We start from the raw sequence: 20,570 nt of genomic DNA on the forward strand, positions 1-20,570 counted from the left end.
CTTTCTGCAAATAGATCCGGCCGAGATTAAGACTGCCAAGCAGGGAACGGGCCCAACTCTTTATATTGGCTGCAATTCTTGTGGCCTCCTTAAAATGAGTTATCTCTTCCTCCTTATTTAATGTTTGTGCCATCAATATTCCATAGATGTGGTGAGTACAGGATAAAGCATACAATCTTTTATCTTGTTCAACCCTGAAAGTACCGATGTCCCAATAGGATTTGTCATTTGCTTTGTTTTCACTTATTGTAAAAGCATCTAACAGGTTATGCAGTGATTCAGCATACCGGCCCATGTTTAGTTCCTGGTATGCTTTGCGGTTGAGAAAATAGGCTTCATTCAGCTTTTTGTTATTTCTGTGACTGATCTGTACACACTGATCAGCATAGAAAAAAGCACTATCCCGGTTCACTTCTTCGTAATAATCATAAAGATGGACCCCCGCTTTATAGAGGATGGAGTCATCCTTCGCACTGTTATATATCTTTCGAAGGCTATCTGGTATGGTTTGCTGTGCAAAGACAGCAAACGGTAACAATAATAGTAATATGATCTTGAAATAAGCTCTCATTTTAATTAGCTGGTATCTGTAAAATAAATTCACTTCCATCTCCTTCTTTCGTTTCTACTTTCAATTCACCACCATGTGCTTTTACAATATCGTAACTTAATGATAAACCTAACCCCGTTCCCTGCCCGGTTGGTTTGGTGGTAAAGAAGGGTTGAAATATTTTATCTAATACTTTTTGAGGGATGCCGTTGCCGTTATCTTTTACACTCACTTCAATTTTTCCATTTTCTTTTTTAGTGCTTACTGAAACAGTTGGCTCAAACCCATTTGTATTTTGTTTTTTCTTTTCACTTACTGCATAAAATGCATTGTTGATCAAATTCAAAACTACCCGGCCAATATCCTGCGGCATCACGTTTACCTTTTCAATGGATAGATCAAAACTTGTTTCAAATTTTGCATTGAAGCTTTTATCCTTTGCCCGCAGACCATGATAAGCTAATCTCAGGTATTCATCCGCTAACGCATTTATATCGGTCATTTCTTTTTGTCCGCTGCCACTGCGGCTGTGCTGCAGCATTCCTTTTACAATATCACCGGCCCGTTTACCATGATGATTTATTTTTTCCAGGTTTTGCTTTAGATCTTCTGCTATTTGTTTTGCATCTTCCAAATTCCCTTTAGCGATTTCTTCATTCATTTCATCCACCAGTTCAGTACTTACATCAGAAAAATTATTGACGAAGTTCAACGGGTTCTGTATTTCATGTGCAATACCCGCAGTCAATTCACCCAACGATGCCATTTTTTCTGATTGCACCAGTTGTGCCTGTGTCTGTTTCAAATTGGTCAGCGTATTTTCTATTTGTTCTTTTGCCGCTTCTAATTTGTTGAAATCTTCATAGCGGGCATAAGCAGTAGAAAATGCATCGGCTACTGCTTGAATTAATTTTATTTCCTCATTACTTAATTGAGACGTGTTACCTACATATAACATTCCTTGTAAGAAAGGAAGGAAATGCAGGTAGAATCCGCCATGTGGTATTGTTTTGAGATAGTTCTCTGCTGATTCAAGTGCACCTTGTTGTGCAAGTATTTCAGCAAACTGGTGAAACTCGCTTTCATCCCAATGATCGGTATAATTTTTTTTATCCTGCCAGTTCTTTAATACAAGCCTGATATTTCCTGGCGTATCATATGGTAAATGAAATGCACCGATCGCTTTTCCATCCGGCGTTGAAAGAAAAGTATGAATTAGCTTTTGTTCTTCATCCATGATAAAAACGCCGCATCGGATAAATGGAACACCAACTATTGTCAATTCATCCCATATTAAAGGGGTGATCCGTTGCAGGTCATTAACTGTACGCATAGATGCAATGTCTGCACGGATACGGTCAAGCGATGCCTGTTTGACCGCTTCTCTTGCATTCGTTTCAGATTTTTGCAATTCCATATAGCGGCGGTAAGTAAGCGATATAACGGAAGTAAACCTCCGGAATATTTTTATTTCTTCTTCGGTCAAGCCTTTTTCGGTCCACGCAAATACTAATCCTTCTTTAAAATAAAAATAACTGCCATACTGCGCTTCATGATCCGGATGATCCGGGATCCGCACTTGCGGGTTCATAGCTTCATAGTAAGGTTTGATCTCAGCTCCTTTCAATACAGGATAATATTCCTGCTGCAGTTTCCAGTGCTCAAAAATAGTATCCAGTACAGGATGCCCTGAAAGGTTTAGTTTTCCTATTATTTCATAGGAGTCTCCCTGCTTTGATGCAGTAGTGGCAGACAGGGCAGAGGTTCGTTCTGTTTCATCCACTACACCCACACCACAGCGAAGTGGGGTGATGCTAAGTGTTTTCAGTTCTTTAAAAAATACATTTACAGTTTCAGAAAGATCCTGCGAATTGTGCATAGACATGGCCTTGGCCCTTACTCTTTCCAGTGAAGCTTCGATGGTTGCTTCCCTTGCCTGTGCTTCAGCTTTTTTCAGATCCTGGTACCTGCGAAATGTAAGTGAGAAAACAGAAGTAAACTTTTTCATTACCTGTTGAGCTTCTTCCGAATGAGGTTGTAAAGAATTGGTCCATACGGCCCCCTCACCAAAGAAATATACCTGGAAATGAACATCAGGAAATTGCGGAAGATTATGTGGCAAATAATTTTGTGTTCTACTCAAAATTTTGACATAGTTCTCTTTGTCTTTACCATTAAGAAAATAATACAAAAATTCTTTTTTATCCTCCCACTCTTTATACATAAGTTGCCAAAAGGGGTGGTCTTCAATATTGAATGTGCCCACAGCCTTTACTGTTTTTCCATGCCCGTCTGGCAAGCGGGCTTCGGTCAAATTATTTACTGACCAAACTTCCTGGGTCCGATTTGTTTTGATAATTGTAATACCACCACGAAAATTTTCAATACCTAATTTTTCTAGTTCGGTAAACATTGTTGCAGTAGCTACGCTTACATCATCACTACTATGCATGGCCATTGTTCTTGCACGAACTCTTTCCAAGCCGGCTTCTATTTGTGCTTCTCTTGCATTGGCTTCAGCTTTTTGAAGATCAAGATAGCGGCGGAAGGTTAATGAGAATACCGCCGTGAATCTTTTCAGCACTTTACGTTTTTCATCATTATGGGGTAACAGTGAAAAAGTAAATACAGCACCCTGTTCAAAAAAAGATGCATAGAAAACATGATCAGGAAATTCCTGGTTCTGTATATACGATGAATTATAATTAGGCGAGTTGGTTAATACTTTATAATAAGATTTTAAATCATCACCTTTCAATGCATAAGTGAAACTCTCTTCTTTATTCTTCCATGCATCAAACAAACCAACCCACAATGGATGATCAGTAAAATTAATGCTGCCCATTCCTTTCATCTCTTTTCCTTCGCTGGTAGCAGTAGCTGCCCATACATCTGCAGTCATATCCGGGTGAATAATAGTAATACCGCATCGCAGGGTTTCAACACCCAGTAAAGAAATTTCATTAAATACAACTGCAGTAGCTGAACCAACATCTTCACTTGACTGCATAGCCATTGCACTGTAACGAACCCTTTCCAGTCCTGCTTCTATCTGCGCCTCTCTTGCCTGTGCTTCTACTTTTTGAAGATCAAGAAAACGGGTATAGGCTTGTTCAAAAACTTTGGAAAATCGTCTTAGAATATCAATTTGATTTTCCGAAAGTTGATTGCCTGTAATACTGTTTATGATAATTGCGGAGTTCTTCTCTATCGCAACTGAATGTGCATAGGTTTCACTTTCCAGGAGGAGTTTTTTTAATTCCCCTGGAATATGTTTAAGATCTGAATGCTCAAAGGCGTAGTTGAACCAGGTATTCTTTTCATCAAAAGAATAAACCTTGGCAAAAAAGTCATGCCCTTTTTGCCTGGCATCCCAGAATTCAGTTAGTATAGGTAGATCCGTATAAGGAATGAAGGATCTGACAGGATGTGGAAGGGCCGGGTCTGCTGACCATTGAAAAAAATCTTTTGTGCCCTCGGAAAATATTGCTAAGTGGGCTGCTGCACCCTGGTCAATGATATAACCTAGCTCCAGCAAATTATTCAATACAACGGTAACAACTTCTCCCAGCTCCCCACTGGAATGCATAGCTAAAGATCGTGAACGAACTCTTTCTAATGCCGCTTCTATCTTTCCTTCCCTTGCCTGGGCTTCTGCTCTTTGCAGATCGAGGAAACGGGTATAGGTTTGTTGGAATACTTTTCCAAAACGCATAAGCGTTTTATTCTCTTCATCCGAAAAAGGAATACCCGAAAAATTTTCAATGTACAGGCCAACATTTTCTAACAATACAGTCGAAGCTGCAAGCCCAGCACAACTAAAATAAAATTCCTTTGCTTGCTCAGGCAAACCGGGGACATACTCAAAAAGCTTTTGATAAAACCTGTTTTTTTCTTCAAAACTCAGGTTGGTGGCAAAGAAATTCTCTCCTTTTTCTTTTGCTTCATTAAAACGATTGTAATACAGAGAATCAAAATAAGGAATGATTACCCGGGAGGGAGCACCATGATGGTCAGCTATCCAAATATAATAATCATCCCTTGTCTTATAATCCATAACAAACCCTGTATGTTCAACATGGATATTTAAGTGAACGAACTGATCATATACAACCTGGATCACTTCTTTTAGCTCTTCACTTTTTTGCATACCCATGGAGCGGCTTCTTACTTTTTCCAATGCGGCTTCTATTTGTGATTCTCTTGCCTGTGCTTCTGCCTGTTTTAAATCATTAAAGCGAGTATAGGTTTGCTCAAAAACAGCGGCAAATCTTTTTAGCAAGTCAAACGTTTCATCGGATATGTCTTTATCGGAAGAAAAGGACAGCCATCCTTTTGAAAAGAAAATGATATTGACGATCCACAGGTCTTCAGGAAAATTTACTTTTGTTTCAAAAAAACTATTACGGTGTTCATTATACTCTTTCAATTCCTGTCCTGCAAACTCCAATTTCAGCGATTTACGGTTTGCTTTCCATGCAGCAACTGCTTTAGCCATCACATATGGATCATCGATCGGAACATTTAGTGTATGTGGCAAATGGTGACCCTGAACTGTTGTAGATAATTCAACAAATCCGGCCTCCTCATTAACGATTCCGATAGAATTTTGTACAGTGGTCTCACCCAATTCTTTCACTTGCTGAAAAAGTAAAAAAGATGTTTCCGGAAGTTCATCACTTCTTTGCATGGCCATCGTTCTGGCACGAACTCTTTCTAATGCAAGTTGAATTTGTGATTCTCTTGCCTGTGCTTCTGATTTTTGCAGATCAAGAAATCTTGTATAGGTCTGTTCAAAAACTTTTGCAAAGCGTTTAAGAATATTTGCTTTTTCTTCTGAAAGAGGTTCAGGTCCTATAGCCTGTAATGCACCATAACTGATGAATGCTGTTGACAACGTAACTGAAGCTAATCCAATCATTACATTTTTTGCATCTTCCGGTACGTTTCTGAATTCAGTCTGGGTAAAAAAGAGTTCATCAAAACTTTGTTTCATCTTGCCGGTATATTCATATACCACATATTTGTCACCTTGTTTCCAGGGTTTCAACAGCATATCCTGGTAAGGATGATCAAGATATGGCACCGTATAACTTTCCGGGAATATTTCCTGCGAAAAACCTGACACCCAATACCGGGCAGTGTCGGATTCTTTATCAATAATTATAATGTTGCAGGCTTTCGAATCAAAACTCAACTGTTGCAGTTGTTCATAAATCACAAGAACAGCTTCACGAAGTTCATCACTTCTTTGCATAGCCATTGTTCTGGCACGAACTCTCTCAAGAGCCAATTCTATTTGTGATTCTCTTGTTTGTGCTTCAGCTTTCTGAAGATCAAGAAATCTTGTATAGGTCTGTTCAAATACAGCTGCAAACCGTTTGAATACATCATGAAATTCAGGACATGGCTCCAATGTAATAAACAGCAAATTGCCTTGTGAAAAATTAGCCACATGATGTATTTGTGTTTCGGGCATATCAAAACCCACACTTAGTGCATATTCGAAAAAAGCTTTAAACGCTGGAATAGTTTTAAGATATTCATAATGCTCCTGCATTCTTTCGTCACGCAGTTCTAAAACAAAAAACTGTTCGCCATTTTGTTTTGACCTAACATAACGAATGAAATTAGCATCTTCAGTCAGCGGGATATTTGGAACCCCGTTAATAATACTACCGTCCTGAGTACTCATCCAGGAAGTAAATTCTTTTTCATTTTCTTCCCAGATATTATAGCCACAGCTATAAGCAGGTGCCCCTAATGATTTTACTTGTTGAAATAATAATGCAGCTGCTTCTTTCAGTTCATCACTATGCTGCATAGCCATTGTTCTTGCACGAACCCTTTCCAGCGCCAATTGGATCTGTGATTCTCTTGCCTGTGCTTCTGCTTTTTGAAGATCGAGAAAACGGATATAGGCCTGATCAAATACTTTTCCTAAACGTTTTATGATTTCTTTTTCCTGTTCAGTATATTTTTTTTCTGAATAGCTAACTAAAAAAGTTGCCGAGTTTTTTGATACCGGTCCTGTAAATCCCCATCCTTCAAATTCACGAATTGCGTTTTTAAGTTCATCTGGCATATATTTCCAATCAGAATATGCAAATAGATGTTCCCAATGAGAGTTTTTATCTTCAAAGGACCATGTTTCATCAATAAAACCTCCTGATCTATTCCTGGCTTCATGTATTGCTCTTACTATAGGATGTTCGAAGTATGGAATAAATGCGGAGGTAGCAGTAAACAAATCTGGATTGGCAGCCCATGCAGTATAATCGTTGGAACCTTCTTTAAAAGTCAGGATGCAAGCTGAATCCATCTTTACATTTAGTTCCCTTAATTTCTCAAACGCAAGACTGACTACATTATTAAGCTCATCACTTTTATGCATGGCTAAAGACCTGCTCCTGATTTTTTCCAAAGCAGTTTCAATCCTTGCTTCTCTTGCCTGTGCTTCTGCCTGTTTCAAATCATTGAAACGTGTGTAGGTAAGATCAAAAACTTTTCCAAAGCGGCTAAGTATATCAAGATTTGCATCTGATAATGGAATATCTCCAACAGTTTGTAATCCACCGAAATTGCTGAATGAAAAAGAAACAACATATTTTTCCATAGCCCTTGATGCCGCCTGCGCTGCTTCAGGAGTTCTCTTAAATTCTGTTTCACTGAATAAATAATCATCATAGATCCGTTTTTCATCCCCTTCAAGTGTATACACTGACTTTGTATTCCTTTCTTTCCAACCTTTCATCATCTCATGGTGAAAAGGATAATCTTCAAACAACATGTGATAAGATTCCGGCGGCTTATTTATATCCGGGTTTGCGGCCCAAACGGTATTGGACATTGAACTCTCATCAATGATATTAATGATACACCATGTTAGTGCAAAATCAAGTTTGGTTAATTCTTTAAAAACAGTATCAACTAATTCAGATAGCTCATCAGATTTTTGCATCGCCATTGCTCTTGCTCTTACTCTTTCCAATCCTAATTCTATCTGTGCTTCTCTTGCCTGCGCTTCTGCTTTTTGCAGATCATTAAAACGGGTATAAGTGAGATCAAAAACTTTCGCAAAGCGAAGCAGGATATCGAAATGCTCATCACTCAATGGTTCAAGTGATGCGAGAGTCAGGTTACCAAAGTTGTTAAAGGATGCATTTAAATAAACAAGATCCGGCGCCTTCATCCCATCTATAACAAAGTCCGGTAAGTTTTTTAGCTCTGTTTCACTAAACAAAAACTCATCCCACTCTTGTTTTATTTTCCCTTGCAGGGCATAAGAGTATTTTAGTTTTCTTTCATGCCAGGCTTTGAAATAAGCAACCATTGGCGGATGTTCATGTCGCTTAATAAAAAAGCCTGCCGGGTTATTAGGATCTTCTGAGTTGGCCATCCACCAGCGGGAATTACTTTCCTGGCCATCATAAATCATGATGACGCAACGGGTGAGGACCAAATCCAGTTTTGTTAACTCAGTAAATACTGTTCCAATCAATTCTTTTAATTCATCGGAGTTTTGCATCGCCATTGCTCTTGCACGAACTCTTTCCAATCCTAATTCTATTTGTGCTTCTCTTGCCTGTGCTTCTGCATTTTTTAAATCTAAGAAACGGGTATAGGTAAGATCAAATACACCTGCAAATCTTTCTAGCAACTGAACTATTTCCGGCGACTTAGGTTCAGGTGAAGAAATAGAAACCTGTCCTTTGGAAAAAAAAGCAGCAGTTATAACACGACGGCCATGTGTATCCGCACTGCGAACAGTAACACCAGTATTAGCATTCCGGTATTTTATCCAACCTTCGAGTTTTTTACCTGTAAGATCAACTACAATTGATTTTTTTTGTTGCTTCCATGCTGTAAATACAGGTTTCAGTAAAGTAGGTTCTTCAATACTTAAATTAAAAGGACGGTTTACCTGTTCACCACCGCCTGCCCAGCTTGTAACATGAAATTCCATCAGCCCGGCTGCTTCATTATAAATACCAAACGTAATTTGAAGAAGATCTTCCTCACCCAGTTTTTTAAATTCCTGGAAAAGAACAGCAGCAGTTTCAGATAATTCATCACTTCGTTGCATAGCCATTGTTCTTGCACGAACTCTTTCCAATGCTAATTCTATCTGTACTTCCCTTGCCTGTACTTCTGCTTTTTGCAGATCAAGGAAACGGGTGTATGCCTGGCCAAAAGCATTTGCAAACCTTCTTAAGATCGCATGCTGTTCATCAGTGAAATTTTTTATATCAAACTTGCCAATAGAAAGCCAGGTATCTTTTAATGATATATTAGAAGTGGTATAACCGGCTTTTGCATATTGAATAACTCTATATTCCTCCGGTACATCCTTAAAAATCGTTTTGGTAAAAAGATGATCCAGCCAGGTGTCCTTGGTTTGTTTATCCAGGGTCACTACAGTAAAATCTTTCCCGCCATTTGTAAATTCATTAATGCTTGCAGCCGAAGTAGTAAATACAGGATGATCAAAATACGGGATAAACACCCTTGCAGCAATTGGTGAAGCCCCCGGTATCACCGCAAAATTCCAAATATCGATTCCTTCAGAAATAGCAAATCCATTGGCGCCGAAATTGACCCAGTCAATATCAAAACCAAGATGAATGAATTGCTCACCTATTACATTAATTATATCGACAAACTCCGATGGTTTTTGCATCGCCATCGTTTTTGCACGAACTCTTTCCAATCCTAATTCTATTTGAGCTTCTCTTGCCTGTGCTTCGGCATTTGCAATATCAATGTATCGTTGATAGGAGAGATTGAAAACATTTCTGAACCTTTCGAGGATTTTGATTTGTTCATTGGATGCAGGTTTAAAAGTTGAAATACTTAGCCCGCCCATTCCGATCGAATAAGAATAATAGTAAACCTCTTTAGCTTTATTCAGTTTCGGATCAGGTACATGACCAACTTCTTCCCTATATTTTCTCCATGCTTTTATCTCTTTTTCATTAATGACAACTTCAGCAAAAGCATCATTGGCTTTTTTTAATTGATCTACCCAGCTCTGTACTTTTGGATCACTTTTATAATCTACTTCTACAACACCGGTAACACCATAATCAGAATAATAATAGCTCGTCAGCGTTTCTTTTTCATCACTAATGATAATGATCTCTGTATTGCGCAGCTCGGTAAATCCAAGTGATTTCAATTCTGTAAATATTGTTTCACCGACCCCGGCTAAGTCTTCCGGTTTGTGCATTGACATTGCAACAGCTCTTACTCTTTCGAGTGCCGTTTCAATTTCCAGTTCATGGTTTTTATTTTCTAATTCTACTGTACGTCGTTTTACTGCGTCACGGAGTTGGATATTTTCAGTTCTTATTTGTTCCAGACCATAAGATTCACCTTCCTTTGCTTTTGAATCCGGCATCGAAACATGCTGATGAATAAACTTCCAATCCTCTTTCTTCTTTTTAAGCAATGATGATAACCTGAACCTGGAATAGAAATTCCATTCTGATCCAATAAGAATATACCCATCGCATAATTCGGTGATAAGAATTAGATCGTCGGCTGTTTCAATTTTTATGTTCCTGTTCCTGAATTCAGCTTTTCCTCTCAATTGCTCTGATGTTGCTTCTAAGAATTTTATTGAATCTTTTTTATTTAACAACGGCTCGGCTTCAGTAGATCCGATAAATTTGAAATCTGCATCAAGCAAAGAAGCATACGTTTCCAGGTCGCCATTGATATAACTTTCCCAGAAAGCTTCATATATCTTCCTTATTTCTGCTTCCAATTGTTTCGTCAGTTTCATTTCTTATTGATTAACCGGTAAACTAATTATAAACTCTGTTCCTTCGCCTTCTTTTGTTTCGACCAGCAATTCTCCTCCATGAGATTTTACAATATCATAGCTCAGGGATAATCCCAACCCGGTTCCTTGTCCTGTCGGTTTGGTGGTAAAGAATGGCTGAAATATTTTATCTACTACTTTTTCTGGAATACCGTTTCCATTATCCTTCACACTTAGTACAATCCTGTCACCGTTCTTTTTTGAAGTTACTATAACAAATGGTTCGTACCCCCGTCCGACTGGATCGTCCGGGCGGACGTTGCCATTTTGTTTTAGCTTTTCACTCACCGCATAAAATGCATTATTGATCAGGTTCACTAACACTCTTCCGATATCCTGGGGAATAATATTTACTTTACCAATGCTGTTATCGAGTTCCGTTTCAAATTTTGCATTAAAGGATTTGTCCTTTGCCCTTAAACCATGATAAGCTAATCTTAAATATTCATCGCACAAGGAGTTAATATCAGTTAGTTCTTTTTGTCCGCTACCCGTTCTTGAGTGCTGAAGCATTCCTTTTACAATGCCATCTGCCCGTTTGCCATGGTGATTTATTTTTTCCAGGTTTTGTATCACGTCGTTGGCGATCTCTTTAGCATCTTCCATATTGCCTTTATCCAATTCTGTTTTCATTTCATCTAATAATTCTTTGCTTACATCAGAAAAATTATTGACGAAATTTAACGGGTTTTGAATTTCATGCGCAATACCGGCAGTCAATTCACCAAGGCTCGCCATTTTTTCTGCTTGTATCAGTTGTTTTTGTGTAACCTGCAATTCAGTCAATGCATCTTCAGCTCTTTTCTTTTCTAATTGTATTTGTATCAGGTCAAGGCTTGCTTGTTCTGCCTGTGCTTCGGCTTTTTGCAGATCAAGAAAACGGGTATAGGTTTGTTCAAATACGGCCGCGAAACGTTTGAATATAGCATGTGCGTCCGGTACGGGCTCATAGGTGATGATCAATAAAAATCCTTTTGAGAAGTATGCATAATGCATAACCTGAAAAACAGGCAACGGGTGACCTGCTTCCAGGATAGAATCGAAAATATCACCTACAACTGGCAACGTACGCATATACCGGTAATGTGCAACGAGCTCTTCACCGCCCATTTCCACTATATGCAATGATCGGCCATCCTCATATCCTTTCCGCATTTGAATAAACAGCTCATCTTCTGTTGTAGGGGCTTTAAAAGGCGGTTGCAATACTCCCTCACTACTCATCCATAAAGTGATGGTCTCCTTCTCTTCCTCCCAGATGCAATAACCAGCAGCGAAAGCCGGCATCCCCAGTATTTGTATTTGATGAAAAAGCAAACTCGCAGCCCCTGGCAGTTCTTCACTTTTATGCATTGCCATTGTTCTGCTTCTTACTCTTTCTAATGCAGCTTCTATTTGCGCTTCCCTTGCCTGCGCTTCGGCTTTTTGCAGATCATTAAAACGTGTATAGGTAAGGTCAAAAACTTTAGCGAAGCGAAGCATGATATCAAATTGTTCATTTGATAGTGGCTCAAGTGTTGCTAATGTGAGGGAACCAAAATTGTTATATGAGCTGGAAAGATATACTTTGTCTTTGGCTTGCATATTCGCACTAACCATTTGAGGCAATTTCGAAAGCCCCGTTTCTGTGAATAAGAACTTATCCCATGTTTTTTTAGTTTCTCCTTCAAGAATGTATTGCGATTCAAGTATTCGCTCATTCCATGCCTTTAATAGAGCTAAATAAGGCGCATGTTCATGATATTTTACTAACAAACCTACTGGTTCCAATGGTGTTTCAGGATTGGCCATCCACCAGGTTGAATCATTTGACCGAGGATCATAAATTATAATAAAGCATCTGTCGAGTACAATATCGAGCTTGCCCAGTTCATTGGACACTGTTGCTATCAATTCTCTTAGCTCATGGGATTTCTGCATTGCCATGGCTCTTGCTCTTACTCTTTCTAAACCTAATTCTATCTGCGCTTCTCTTGCCTGTGCTTCTGCTTGTTTAAGATCATTAAAACGGGTATAAGTAAGATCAAACACTTTCGCAAAACGGATCAGGATATCAATATGTTCATCGGATAGCAGTTCAAGACTTGCTAACGTAAGGCAACCGAAACTATTGAAAGACGCGGATAAGTAAATTCTTTCAGGTACCCGCATTCCTGCAATCACAAAATCTGGTAACTGTGACAATTCTGTTTCTTTAAACGCAAATTCATCTGACATAAATTTTTCCTGACCCTCCAAAACATATTGCCATTTCAATGATCTTTCTTGCCATCCTTTTAAATAACTATTGAAAACAGGCAGATCAACATACTTAACAAAACAGTTCATCGGCGACGAAGGGGCTTCAGAATTTGCCATCCACCAGCGAACTCCATTTTCGTTTCCTTCATAGATAAATATGACACATCTTATAAGAACAAGATCAAGTTTTATTAATTCGGTAAATACAGTCCCGATGAGTGCATTCAATTCTTCTGAATTTTGCATTGCCATTGCACGGCTTCTTACTCTTTCCAATCCTGCTTCAATCTGTGCTTCTCTTGCCTGTGCTTCCGCTTTTTGCAGATCAAGGAAACGGGTATAGGTTCTTTCAAATTCAATGGCAAAGCGGTTGAGAATCTTTTTTTCATCTTCAGCCAGGTCACTTTCTACCATTACACCAAAGCAACCATATTTCATGAAAGCTTCTACATAATGCAAACCATCGGAGAAATATTCCGGTTTCAGGTGATCAACTCCATCGATCAATTCCTGCCATACAGCAAAATAATTTTTAACACCAGCAGGTGGAACATGATATGAATAAACGGGGTCATTGCTTTTCCAATCAATAAGACATTGTGCGGTGGCAGGTTCATTTCTATCAAGCGGATAATTAATGGCCTTACTTTTAAAAACTGTTGAGCCCTTTTCACCTTCTTCCCATGCAGCCCAAAAAATGTGGCGATCATTTTTTTCGTCAGGCAACCATAAAAATGAAAATGCTGAAGGAATATCAAGCAGCAAAACCTGTTCATGAAAAACCCGTAAGGTATCATCCAATTCTTTCGAATGCTGCATGATCATGCTTTGTGTACGGGTACGTTCCAATGCCAGTTCTATCCTTGCTTCCCTTGCCTGCGTTTCTGCCTGTGCCACATCCACATACCTGCGGTAAGCAAAATCAAATACATTCCTGAAGCGTCTCAACAGGTCTCTTTTTTCTTCTGTGATGGGACTATATGTTGATATCCCAATTGACCCGAGCCCTATAGAGTAAAAGTAATAAGAGAGTGAATCTATACCTTCTAAAAGTGGGTCATCAATTTGGCCGCTGCTTACCAGGTGTTCCCTATAGTCTTTTAATTTCTTTCCACTGATCACCATTTCAGCAAAAGCATCGTTGCCACTTCTGATCTGTTTTAAAAGATTTTCAGTTACAGGATGAATATTGTATGGAAGTGTGTCAACGGTTGGGCCCGAAGAAATAGAATAATCATACTCCACAAATGACTTCGCGGCATCGTTATGGATCTGGATCATCGTATTCCTCAGTTCGGTGAAGCCGAGTTTATTAAGTTCCGAGAACACCACTTCGACTATGTGCAACAAATCACCGGGTTTTTTCATTCCCAAAGCCTGTGCCCGCACTTTTTCCAATGAAGCTTCAATCTGAGCTTCTCTTGCCTGTGCTTCTGCTTTTTTCAGATCAAGAAAACGGGTATATGATTGTTCGAAGACATAAGCGAAACGTTTGAGAATTTCATTTTCCTCATCTGTATATGGTATAGATGCAAAATTGGTAACGGAAAGTGTAATGTTTTTTAAAACAGCACAGGATGTTGCCATTCCTTTGGCATTATATATATATTGCTTTAATTCTTCCGGAGCGTTTTTCGCTAATGTATTTTCAAAAATATTTTTAAAGTGTATATTTTTTTCTTTAGTGGTTAATATGAACGTAAAAAAACTATCGCCCCGTTTTGTAACTTCTTTTAACAGGTTAAAAAGTCTGTGATCGATTGCAGGCACATAAACCGGAGTCGGAAAATTCGCTATCCATATATTATAACCTTTATCGGAATAATCAGTCAAAAAATCTGCAGCATCAAATCGAAATCCCAATTGTTGCAACTGGTCATTCACTTCTTTAATTACGTCATGAAGGCTTTCGCTTCGATGCATGGCATTTGTTCTACTTCTTACTCTTTCCAATGCAGCTTCGATCTTTGCTTCTCTTGCCTGTGCTTCTGCTTTTTGCAGATCAAGAAAACGAGTATAGGTTTGTTCAAAGACTTTTGCAAAGCGTTGAAGAATATCATTTTCTGCTTCTGTAAATTTTCTTCCTGATTGGTTGATAATAAAAATGCTGGTGTATCGCATCACGCAACAAGACCTTGTATATCCTCCCGGGCTTTTAAGAACTTCCTTTTTCTTATTGCTATCGAGACTTGCCCAGGGTTGATGTTTAAATAAGAAAGTGAAAAATTCCTTTTTTTGATCCTGCGAGTATTCTTCGGTAAAAAAACGCTGACCTTTTTTTATACCGTTTATAAGATTTTTGATAAAGGGTTTTTCAAAGCGTGGAATATACACTTCCTCTGAAGTATCTGCAGTGCCTCCTGATCCCCAACAACGGAGCTCGTTATCAATATCACGATTTATAACAATGAATGATCCTCCATAAATCGCAAGTTGCAGGCTGAGTAGTTCTTTATGTACGGTGTGAATGACTTCTTGTAATTCAGAAGCATTGTGCATTGCCATACTGCGACTCCTCACTCTTTCAAGGGCTGCTTCGATCTGTGCTTCTTTTGCCTGTGCAAGGGCCTGTTCAATATCAAGGTATCTTGTATAAGCCAGTTCAAATACATTCAGGAAACGTTTGAATAAACCCAGCTCATTTTTACTTAATGGTGAATAAGTAGAGATGCCTAGTGCAACTGGTCCCAGTGAATGCCAGTAGTAGTTAAGCGATGCGGCTGTATTCAGGTATTTATCAATAAATACATTGGTTGTTTTCTGATAAGCAAGCCATTCTTTTACTTTTTTGTTTTTGATATGTGTAATATAAGTTTCCCCTTTTCCTTTCAGCATCTGTAATGCGAAGGCTTTAGCTATCCGGTGATTGGTGTAAACAGTCTCAGTAATAAATGTTTTCTTATGCTTTGCATAATATTCATAATTCATGTATGTGCCCCTGTCCTGGTAAAAGATGGCAGTTTGCACATTGCGGATTTCTTTAACACCTAAGGACTGCAACTGAAGAGAAATTGTTTTGCACACTTCCGGCATATCAGCCGGCTCTTTCATTCCCAATGCGATAGCCCGGACTTTTTCCAAAGCTGTTTCAATCTCCAGTTCACGGTTTTTGTTTTCCAAATCAACAGTGCGGCGTTTCACAGCTTCACGCAGTTGTGTGTTCTCCTTTCTCAGGTTATCAAAAGCAAAAGCTTCTCCCTGTTCGGTATGAGAATCCGGGTAGGAGCCATGCTGGTGTAAAACTTTCCATCCCTTCGCTGTCTTTTGAATTAATGATGACAACCTGAATTTTCCATAGAAGTTCCATTTACCTTCTACTTTAATAAACAAATCAATAAACTCATGAACCATGATATACGGATCATAAGGAATGATCTGTGTTTTCTTATTCCTTATCTCCGCCGATCCAATCATCTGATCAATGATCCGGCGGGTGTAATCAAGTATCTCCTTTTTGGAATTCCAGACCTCTTCTTCGGTGCCGCCGATATTCCGGTAATCATCCACGAGATAATTGCGCCAATGTTTCAGATCACCCCTGAAATAAGAATCCCAGTAGTCATCCATCAGCGCTTTTATCTCTGCTTCCAGTTTTTTAGTCAGTTTCATTTTATCAATTGACTGGTAAACTAATGATAAATTCTGTGCCTTCTCCCTCTTTCGTTTTCACGTTCAATTCTCCTCTATGTGCTTTTACTATATCATAACTCAATGACAACCCCAATCCCGTTCCCTGTCCTGTTGGCTTGGTAGTAAAGAAGGGTTGAAATATCTTATCCAATATTTTTTGCGGAATGCCATTGCCGTTATCGACAACAGAAATTAAAACTTTATCGCCAGTTTTCTTTGTAGTTACAGAAACCGTAGGTTCATACTCAACTCCCCCTTTAGGGGGCTGTGGGGCTTTCTTTCTTTCAGCTACTGAATAAAAAGCATTGTTGATCAAATTAAGTATAACTCTTCCAATATCTTGCGGAACAATATTGATCTTGTCAATGCTTTCATCAAAATCAGTTTTCATGTTTGCATTGAATGATTTGTCTTTTGCACGAAGACCATGATAAGCTAATCTTAAATACTCATCAGCCAAAGCATTGATATCAGTTGGTTCCTTTTGCCCGCTACTGCTACGGCTGTGTTGTAGCATTCCTTTTACGATCGCATCAGCTCTTTTACCGTGATGATTTATTTTTTGCTCATTCTCTTTGATATCTTTTGCAATTGCTTTTGCATCTGCATAATTTCCCTTTTCCATCTCTTGTTCTAATTCATCAGCCAATTCCTTATTTACATCTGAAAAATTGTTGACAAAATTCAAGGGGTTTTGAATTTCATGAGCAATGCCTGCAGTAAGTTCACCCAGGGAAGCCATTTTTTCTGATTGGATCAGTTGGGCTTGAGTTGATCTTAGCTCACCAAGGGTCAGTTCCAGTTTTTCTTTTTGAAGGTCAGTTTCCCTTTTTTGTTCTTTTAATAATTTGTATGCTTTTTGTTTATTCCAGTTATTCCTCCATAATATTATTGCGGTAAGCAAAAAAATAGCAAGTCCTGCGAACAAGCTATACCTGGTCAACCTGTCGCGATATTCTTTTTTAGCCTCTTCCATTTCCTGCTGGCGAAGACGTTCATCAAAATCAATATTCTGAAATTGTTGGACCTGTTTGGAATTGAAAAGGCTATCCTTAATGTTAATGATCAGGTTCTGGTATTTTACTATACTGTCACTGTTGTTTATTTTTTTATAAAAATCAGCCATGGTAGTATAGCACCTGAGCATGAGATCAGGCACATTTAGTTTTACCGCTTCATCAAGAGCAGTCTTTGCAAAATGATATCCTGAATCAATTTTGTTTTCACCCATATTGGTTCTTGCCAGTAATAGATTGGCTGCAATAACTCCGCGGATATAGTTTTGGTTTTGACTAGCCACAATTGCTTTTCGAATATATCCAACACCCTGTTCTTTGTCTCCAACTGCGAGGTAGGCTCTTCCAAGGTTAAGCAAAACGCTACCATTATATTCCTGCGTATTCAATTGCCGGGAAATTTCATAGGCATTTTTTTCGAATATTAACGCAGAGTCAGGTTTTTTAATAGATAGATAGAATCGTCCTAAATTCATATTGGTAACACACAAAACTTCTACATTGCCAATTTGCTCTCCTAACCGGAGGGCCTGTGTGTAATGAAACAATTCCTTTTCCGGGTTACTAGCATTTTCATATAACACTCCCGTGTTAAAATGAATCCATGCCAGGATCTGCAATCGATAATTTCCCGGGGAAATATTCAAAATGTTCAACCCTTCAGCAGTACGATATTTTTCCGGTGGTATACTTTTTTCATTTTGATCATCACCAGCAATTTCAAGTGCTGATAAAAACGTTTGCAAAGACCTCGGATAATTACCCATGTTCAGCAACGCATAGCCTTTATAGTTCATTGCTAACGCCTCACTAAGAGGGAATTTTAATTTCCTCGCCAGGCTTATTGATCTCTCTGCATAAAACAATGAACTGTCGGAATTGATCTCTGAATAAGCAAAGGATAAGGAGGTAAACTGAACCAGTCGCAAAGTATCATTTGTTGTATTTTCCAGCCGGGCTTTTATACCAACGGGGTCAAATTCCTGCGCCAACGCAGGAATCATTTTTAAGAAAACCATCAGGAAAATAAACAGCGGTTTCATTACTTTAAATTTACCCGTTTTACAAGAAAGGAAGAATAATAATAAACTCACTTCCTTCACCTTCTTTTGTTTCAACATTCAATTCTCCACCATGTGCCTTTACAATATCATAACTCAATGATAAACCCAAACCAGTTCCTTGTCCTGTTGGTTTGGTTGTAAAGAATGGTTGAAATATCTTGTCCAATACTTTTTGAGGGATGCCGTTACCGTTATCCTTCACACTTATTTCAACTTTACCATTCATCTTTTTTGTACTTACTGAAACTGTTGGCTCATATCCTCCAATTCCAGATTTCTTTTTTTCATCCACTACATAAAAGGCATTGTTGATCAAATTGAGAATAACTCTGCCAATATCCTGTGGAATGATATTAATGTTGCCAATATTTTCATCAAAATCTGTTTTCATTGTTGCATTGAAGGATTTGTCTTTTGCCCGAAGCCCATGATAGGAGAGACGTAAATACTCATCAGCTAAAGCATTGATATTAGTGATCTCTTTTACACCGCTACTGCTTCGGCTATGTTGCAACATGTTTTTTACAATTCCATCTGCTCTTTTTCCATGATGATTTATTTTTTCTACGTTATCCTTAATGTCCTTCGCAATTGCTTTTGCATCGGCATGATTACCTTTTTCAATTTCCTGTACCAGCTCATCTGCCAGTTCTTTGTTCACTTCTGAAAAATTGTTGACAAAATTCAACGGGTTTTGAATTTCATGGGCAATGCCGGCAGTGAGCTCACCCAGCGAAGCCATCTTTTCGGACTGTATCAATTGCTTTTGTGTTTGCTGCAGTTCTGTCATCGCCTTATTAGTTTGATCCCGCTGCTGCTCGATCAGTTGTTTTTGTCTCAGCAGTATTTTGTTGGCCTCTTGTTTGTGCCGGATATTTCTTACCAGCATGAATACACTTACAATGATCAGCAGTAATACGATCAGTGTACTTATCAAAAAGATCTTTTGAATTCTTTTTTCCTGGTTAAGGACGGTGATCTGTGCCTGTTTTTTTTCAAGGTCATATTTGTATTGTAAAAAACCTGCTTTCTTCTTAACATCCGTATTTAGGATACTATCGCGGTAGCTTATAAAATCCAAATGATATTTATAAGCATTTTTAAAATCTTTTTTGAATGCATAAGCATCGGCCAATGATTCCGAGTTATCCCTCATATATTCTATAGTTCCTGTTTCATTTGCCTGCTTCAAACCACGGCTGGCGTAGTATATGGCACTGTCCGGCATGTTTTTTTTAAGAAACACATCTGCCAGCATGCTATTACACCAGGCCATACCTTCAATATCCTCGCTTTTCTCAAATTCATTCAATGCCCGAAATGCAAGCGGAGCTACTAGCGCAAAGCTGTCCAAATGTGTATACGCAGTACTTAGATTGCCTTCAAGAAAAGCCATATCATAAGAACTGAAATTATTTTTTCTGCCAACTTCAAGGCCTTGTTTTAATTCTTCAACAGCTTCAGGATATTTTTTATTTGTCACATACCAAATGCCTATGCTATTGTGCAGATTACCCAATTGACGACCTGAGCCAAGTTTTTTTGTGGCTTCCATTGCTTTTTTATAACTGGCGAGGGCATTCTCATCATCTCCAATTCTTGTATAAATAACTGCAAGGTTTTTATAATTGTATGCAAGGTTTATTATGCTGTTTGCTTTTTCGGCATTATCTACTGACTTAAGAGCATATTCAAGTGCTTTTAGATGATCACTTAGCGAAATTTCATAATGTTCAGCAATAGCACCCTGACTTTTAGCCAGTAATTCTTTATCATCGAGGTTAATGGCTAATTTCTCCGATTCGAGAAAATTGGATAATGCTTTGTCATTTTCATTTCCAAATCTTTTACTGATGCCGATACGTATCAATACATATCCCTGCAGTCTTTCATCTCCTGTCTTTTTTGCAATGGAATCTGCTTTAAAAAGAAAACTATCCCGTTGCTCACGGGTGTACCTGTTGCGTCCTGTTATAGCAAGATTCATTAAAGCAAAACCTTCGCCAATATTATATTTTATAGAACGTGAAATAAGCAAGGCTTCATCGATCAGTTTCATTCTTTCATCATCAGGCAATATATTATTACCTATGTCAGCAATTTTATTAAGCCGATCAACCCTGTAAGCGTCTTGCTGTGGATGTTGACTGATCTCTTTTCTTAATTTGTCAATATCCGGGTTTTGCCCGTTTGACAACAAACTAAGAAAAATGAAACCTGATAATAAAAGACGTATTCTCATT

The 20,570-nt window shown here is 38.5% G+C and carries 4 protein-coding genes; all 4 read right to left on the reverse strand.

The features are described from left to right. Positions 1 to 572: 572 nt before the first annotated feature. From E6H07_08300 to E6H07_08315, 4 genes are read right to left on the reverse strand one after another with little or no spacing between them, the layout of a single operon-like run. Positions 573 to 10,337: a DUF4440 domain-containing protein gene (locus E6H07_08300; GenBank protein TMI65893.1), complete on the reverse strand. Its 9,765-nt coding sequence runs from the start codon at positions 10,335 to 10,337 to the stop codon at positions 573 to 575. Between the two features lie 3 nt (positions 10,338 to 10,340). Continuing rightward, a complete protein-coding gene (locus E6H07_08305; GenBank protein TMI65894.1) occupies positions 10,341 to 16,226 on the reverse strand; it encodes a hypothetical protein in 5,886 nt (1,961 codons plus the stop codon). Between the two features lie 4 nt (positions 16,227 to 16,230). Beyond that, positions 16,231 to 18,384, reverse strand: coding sequence for a hypothetical protein (locus tag E6H07_08310; GenBank protein TMI65895.1), 2,154 nt, complete (start codon positions 18,382 to 18,384; stop codon positions 16,231 to 16,233). Next, a complete protein-coding gene (locus E6H07_08315) occupies positions 18,326 to 20,569 on the reverse strand; it encodes a tetratricopeptide repeat protein (GenBank protein ID TMI65896.1) in 2,244 nt (747 codons plus the stop codon). Before E6H07_08315 ends, E6H07_08310 begins: the two co-directional genes overlap by 59 nt. Position 20,570: the final 1 nt, after the last annotated feature.

Source organism: Bacteroidota bacterium (assembly GCA_005882315.1).
Classification (GTDB): domain Bacteria; phylum Bacteroidota; class Bacteroidia; order Chitinophagales; family Chitinophagaceae; genus VBAR01.

Bases quoted from the DNA above. Each gene is read 5' to 3' on its own strand.
- E6H07_08300 (TMI65893.1), bottom strand. From the start codon at position 10,337: ATGAAACTGACGAAACAATTGGAAGCAGAAATAAGGAAGATATATGAA.
- E6H07_08305 (TMI65894.1), bottom strand. From the start codon at position 16,226: ATGAAACTGACTAAAAAACTGGAAGCAGAGATAAAAGCGCTGATGGAT.
- E6H07_08310 (TMI65895.1), bottom strand. From the start codon at position 18,384: ATGTTGAAACAAAAGAAGGTGAAGGAAGTGAGTTTATTATTATTCTTC.
- E6H07_08315 (TMI65896.1), bottom strand. From the start codon at position 20,569: ATGAGAATACGTCTTTTATTATCAGGTTTCATTTTTCTTAGTTTGTTG.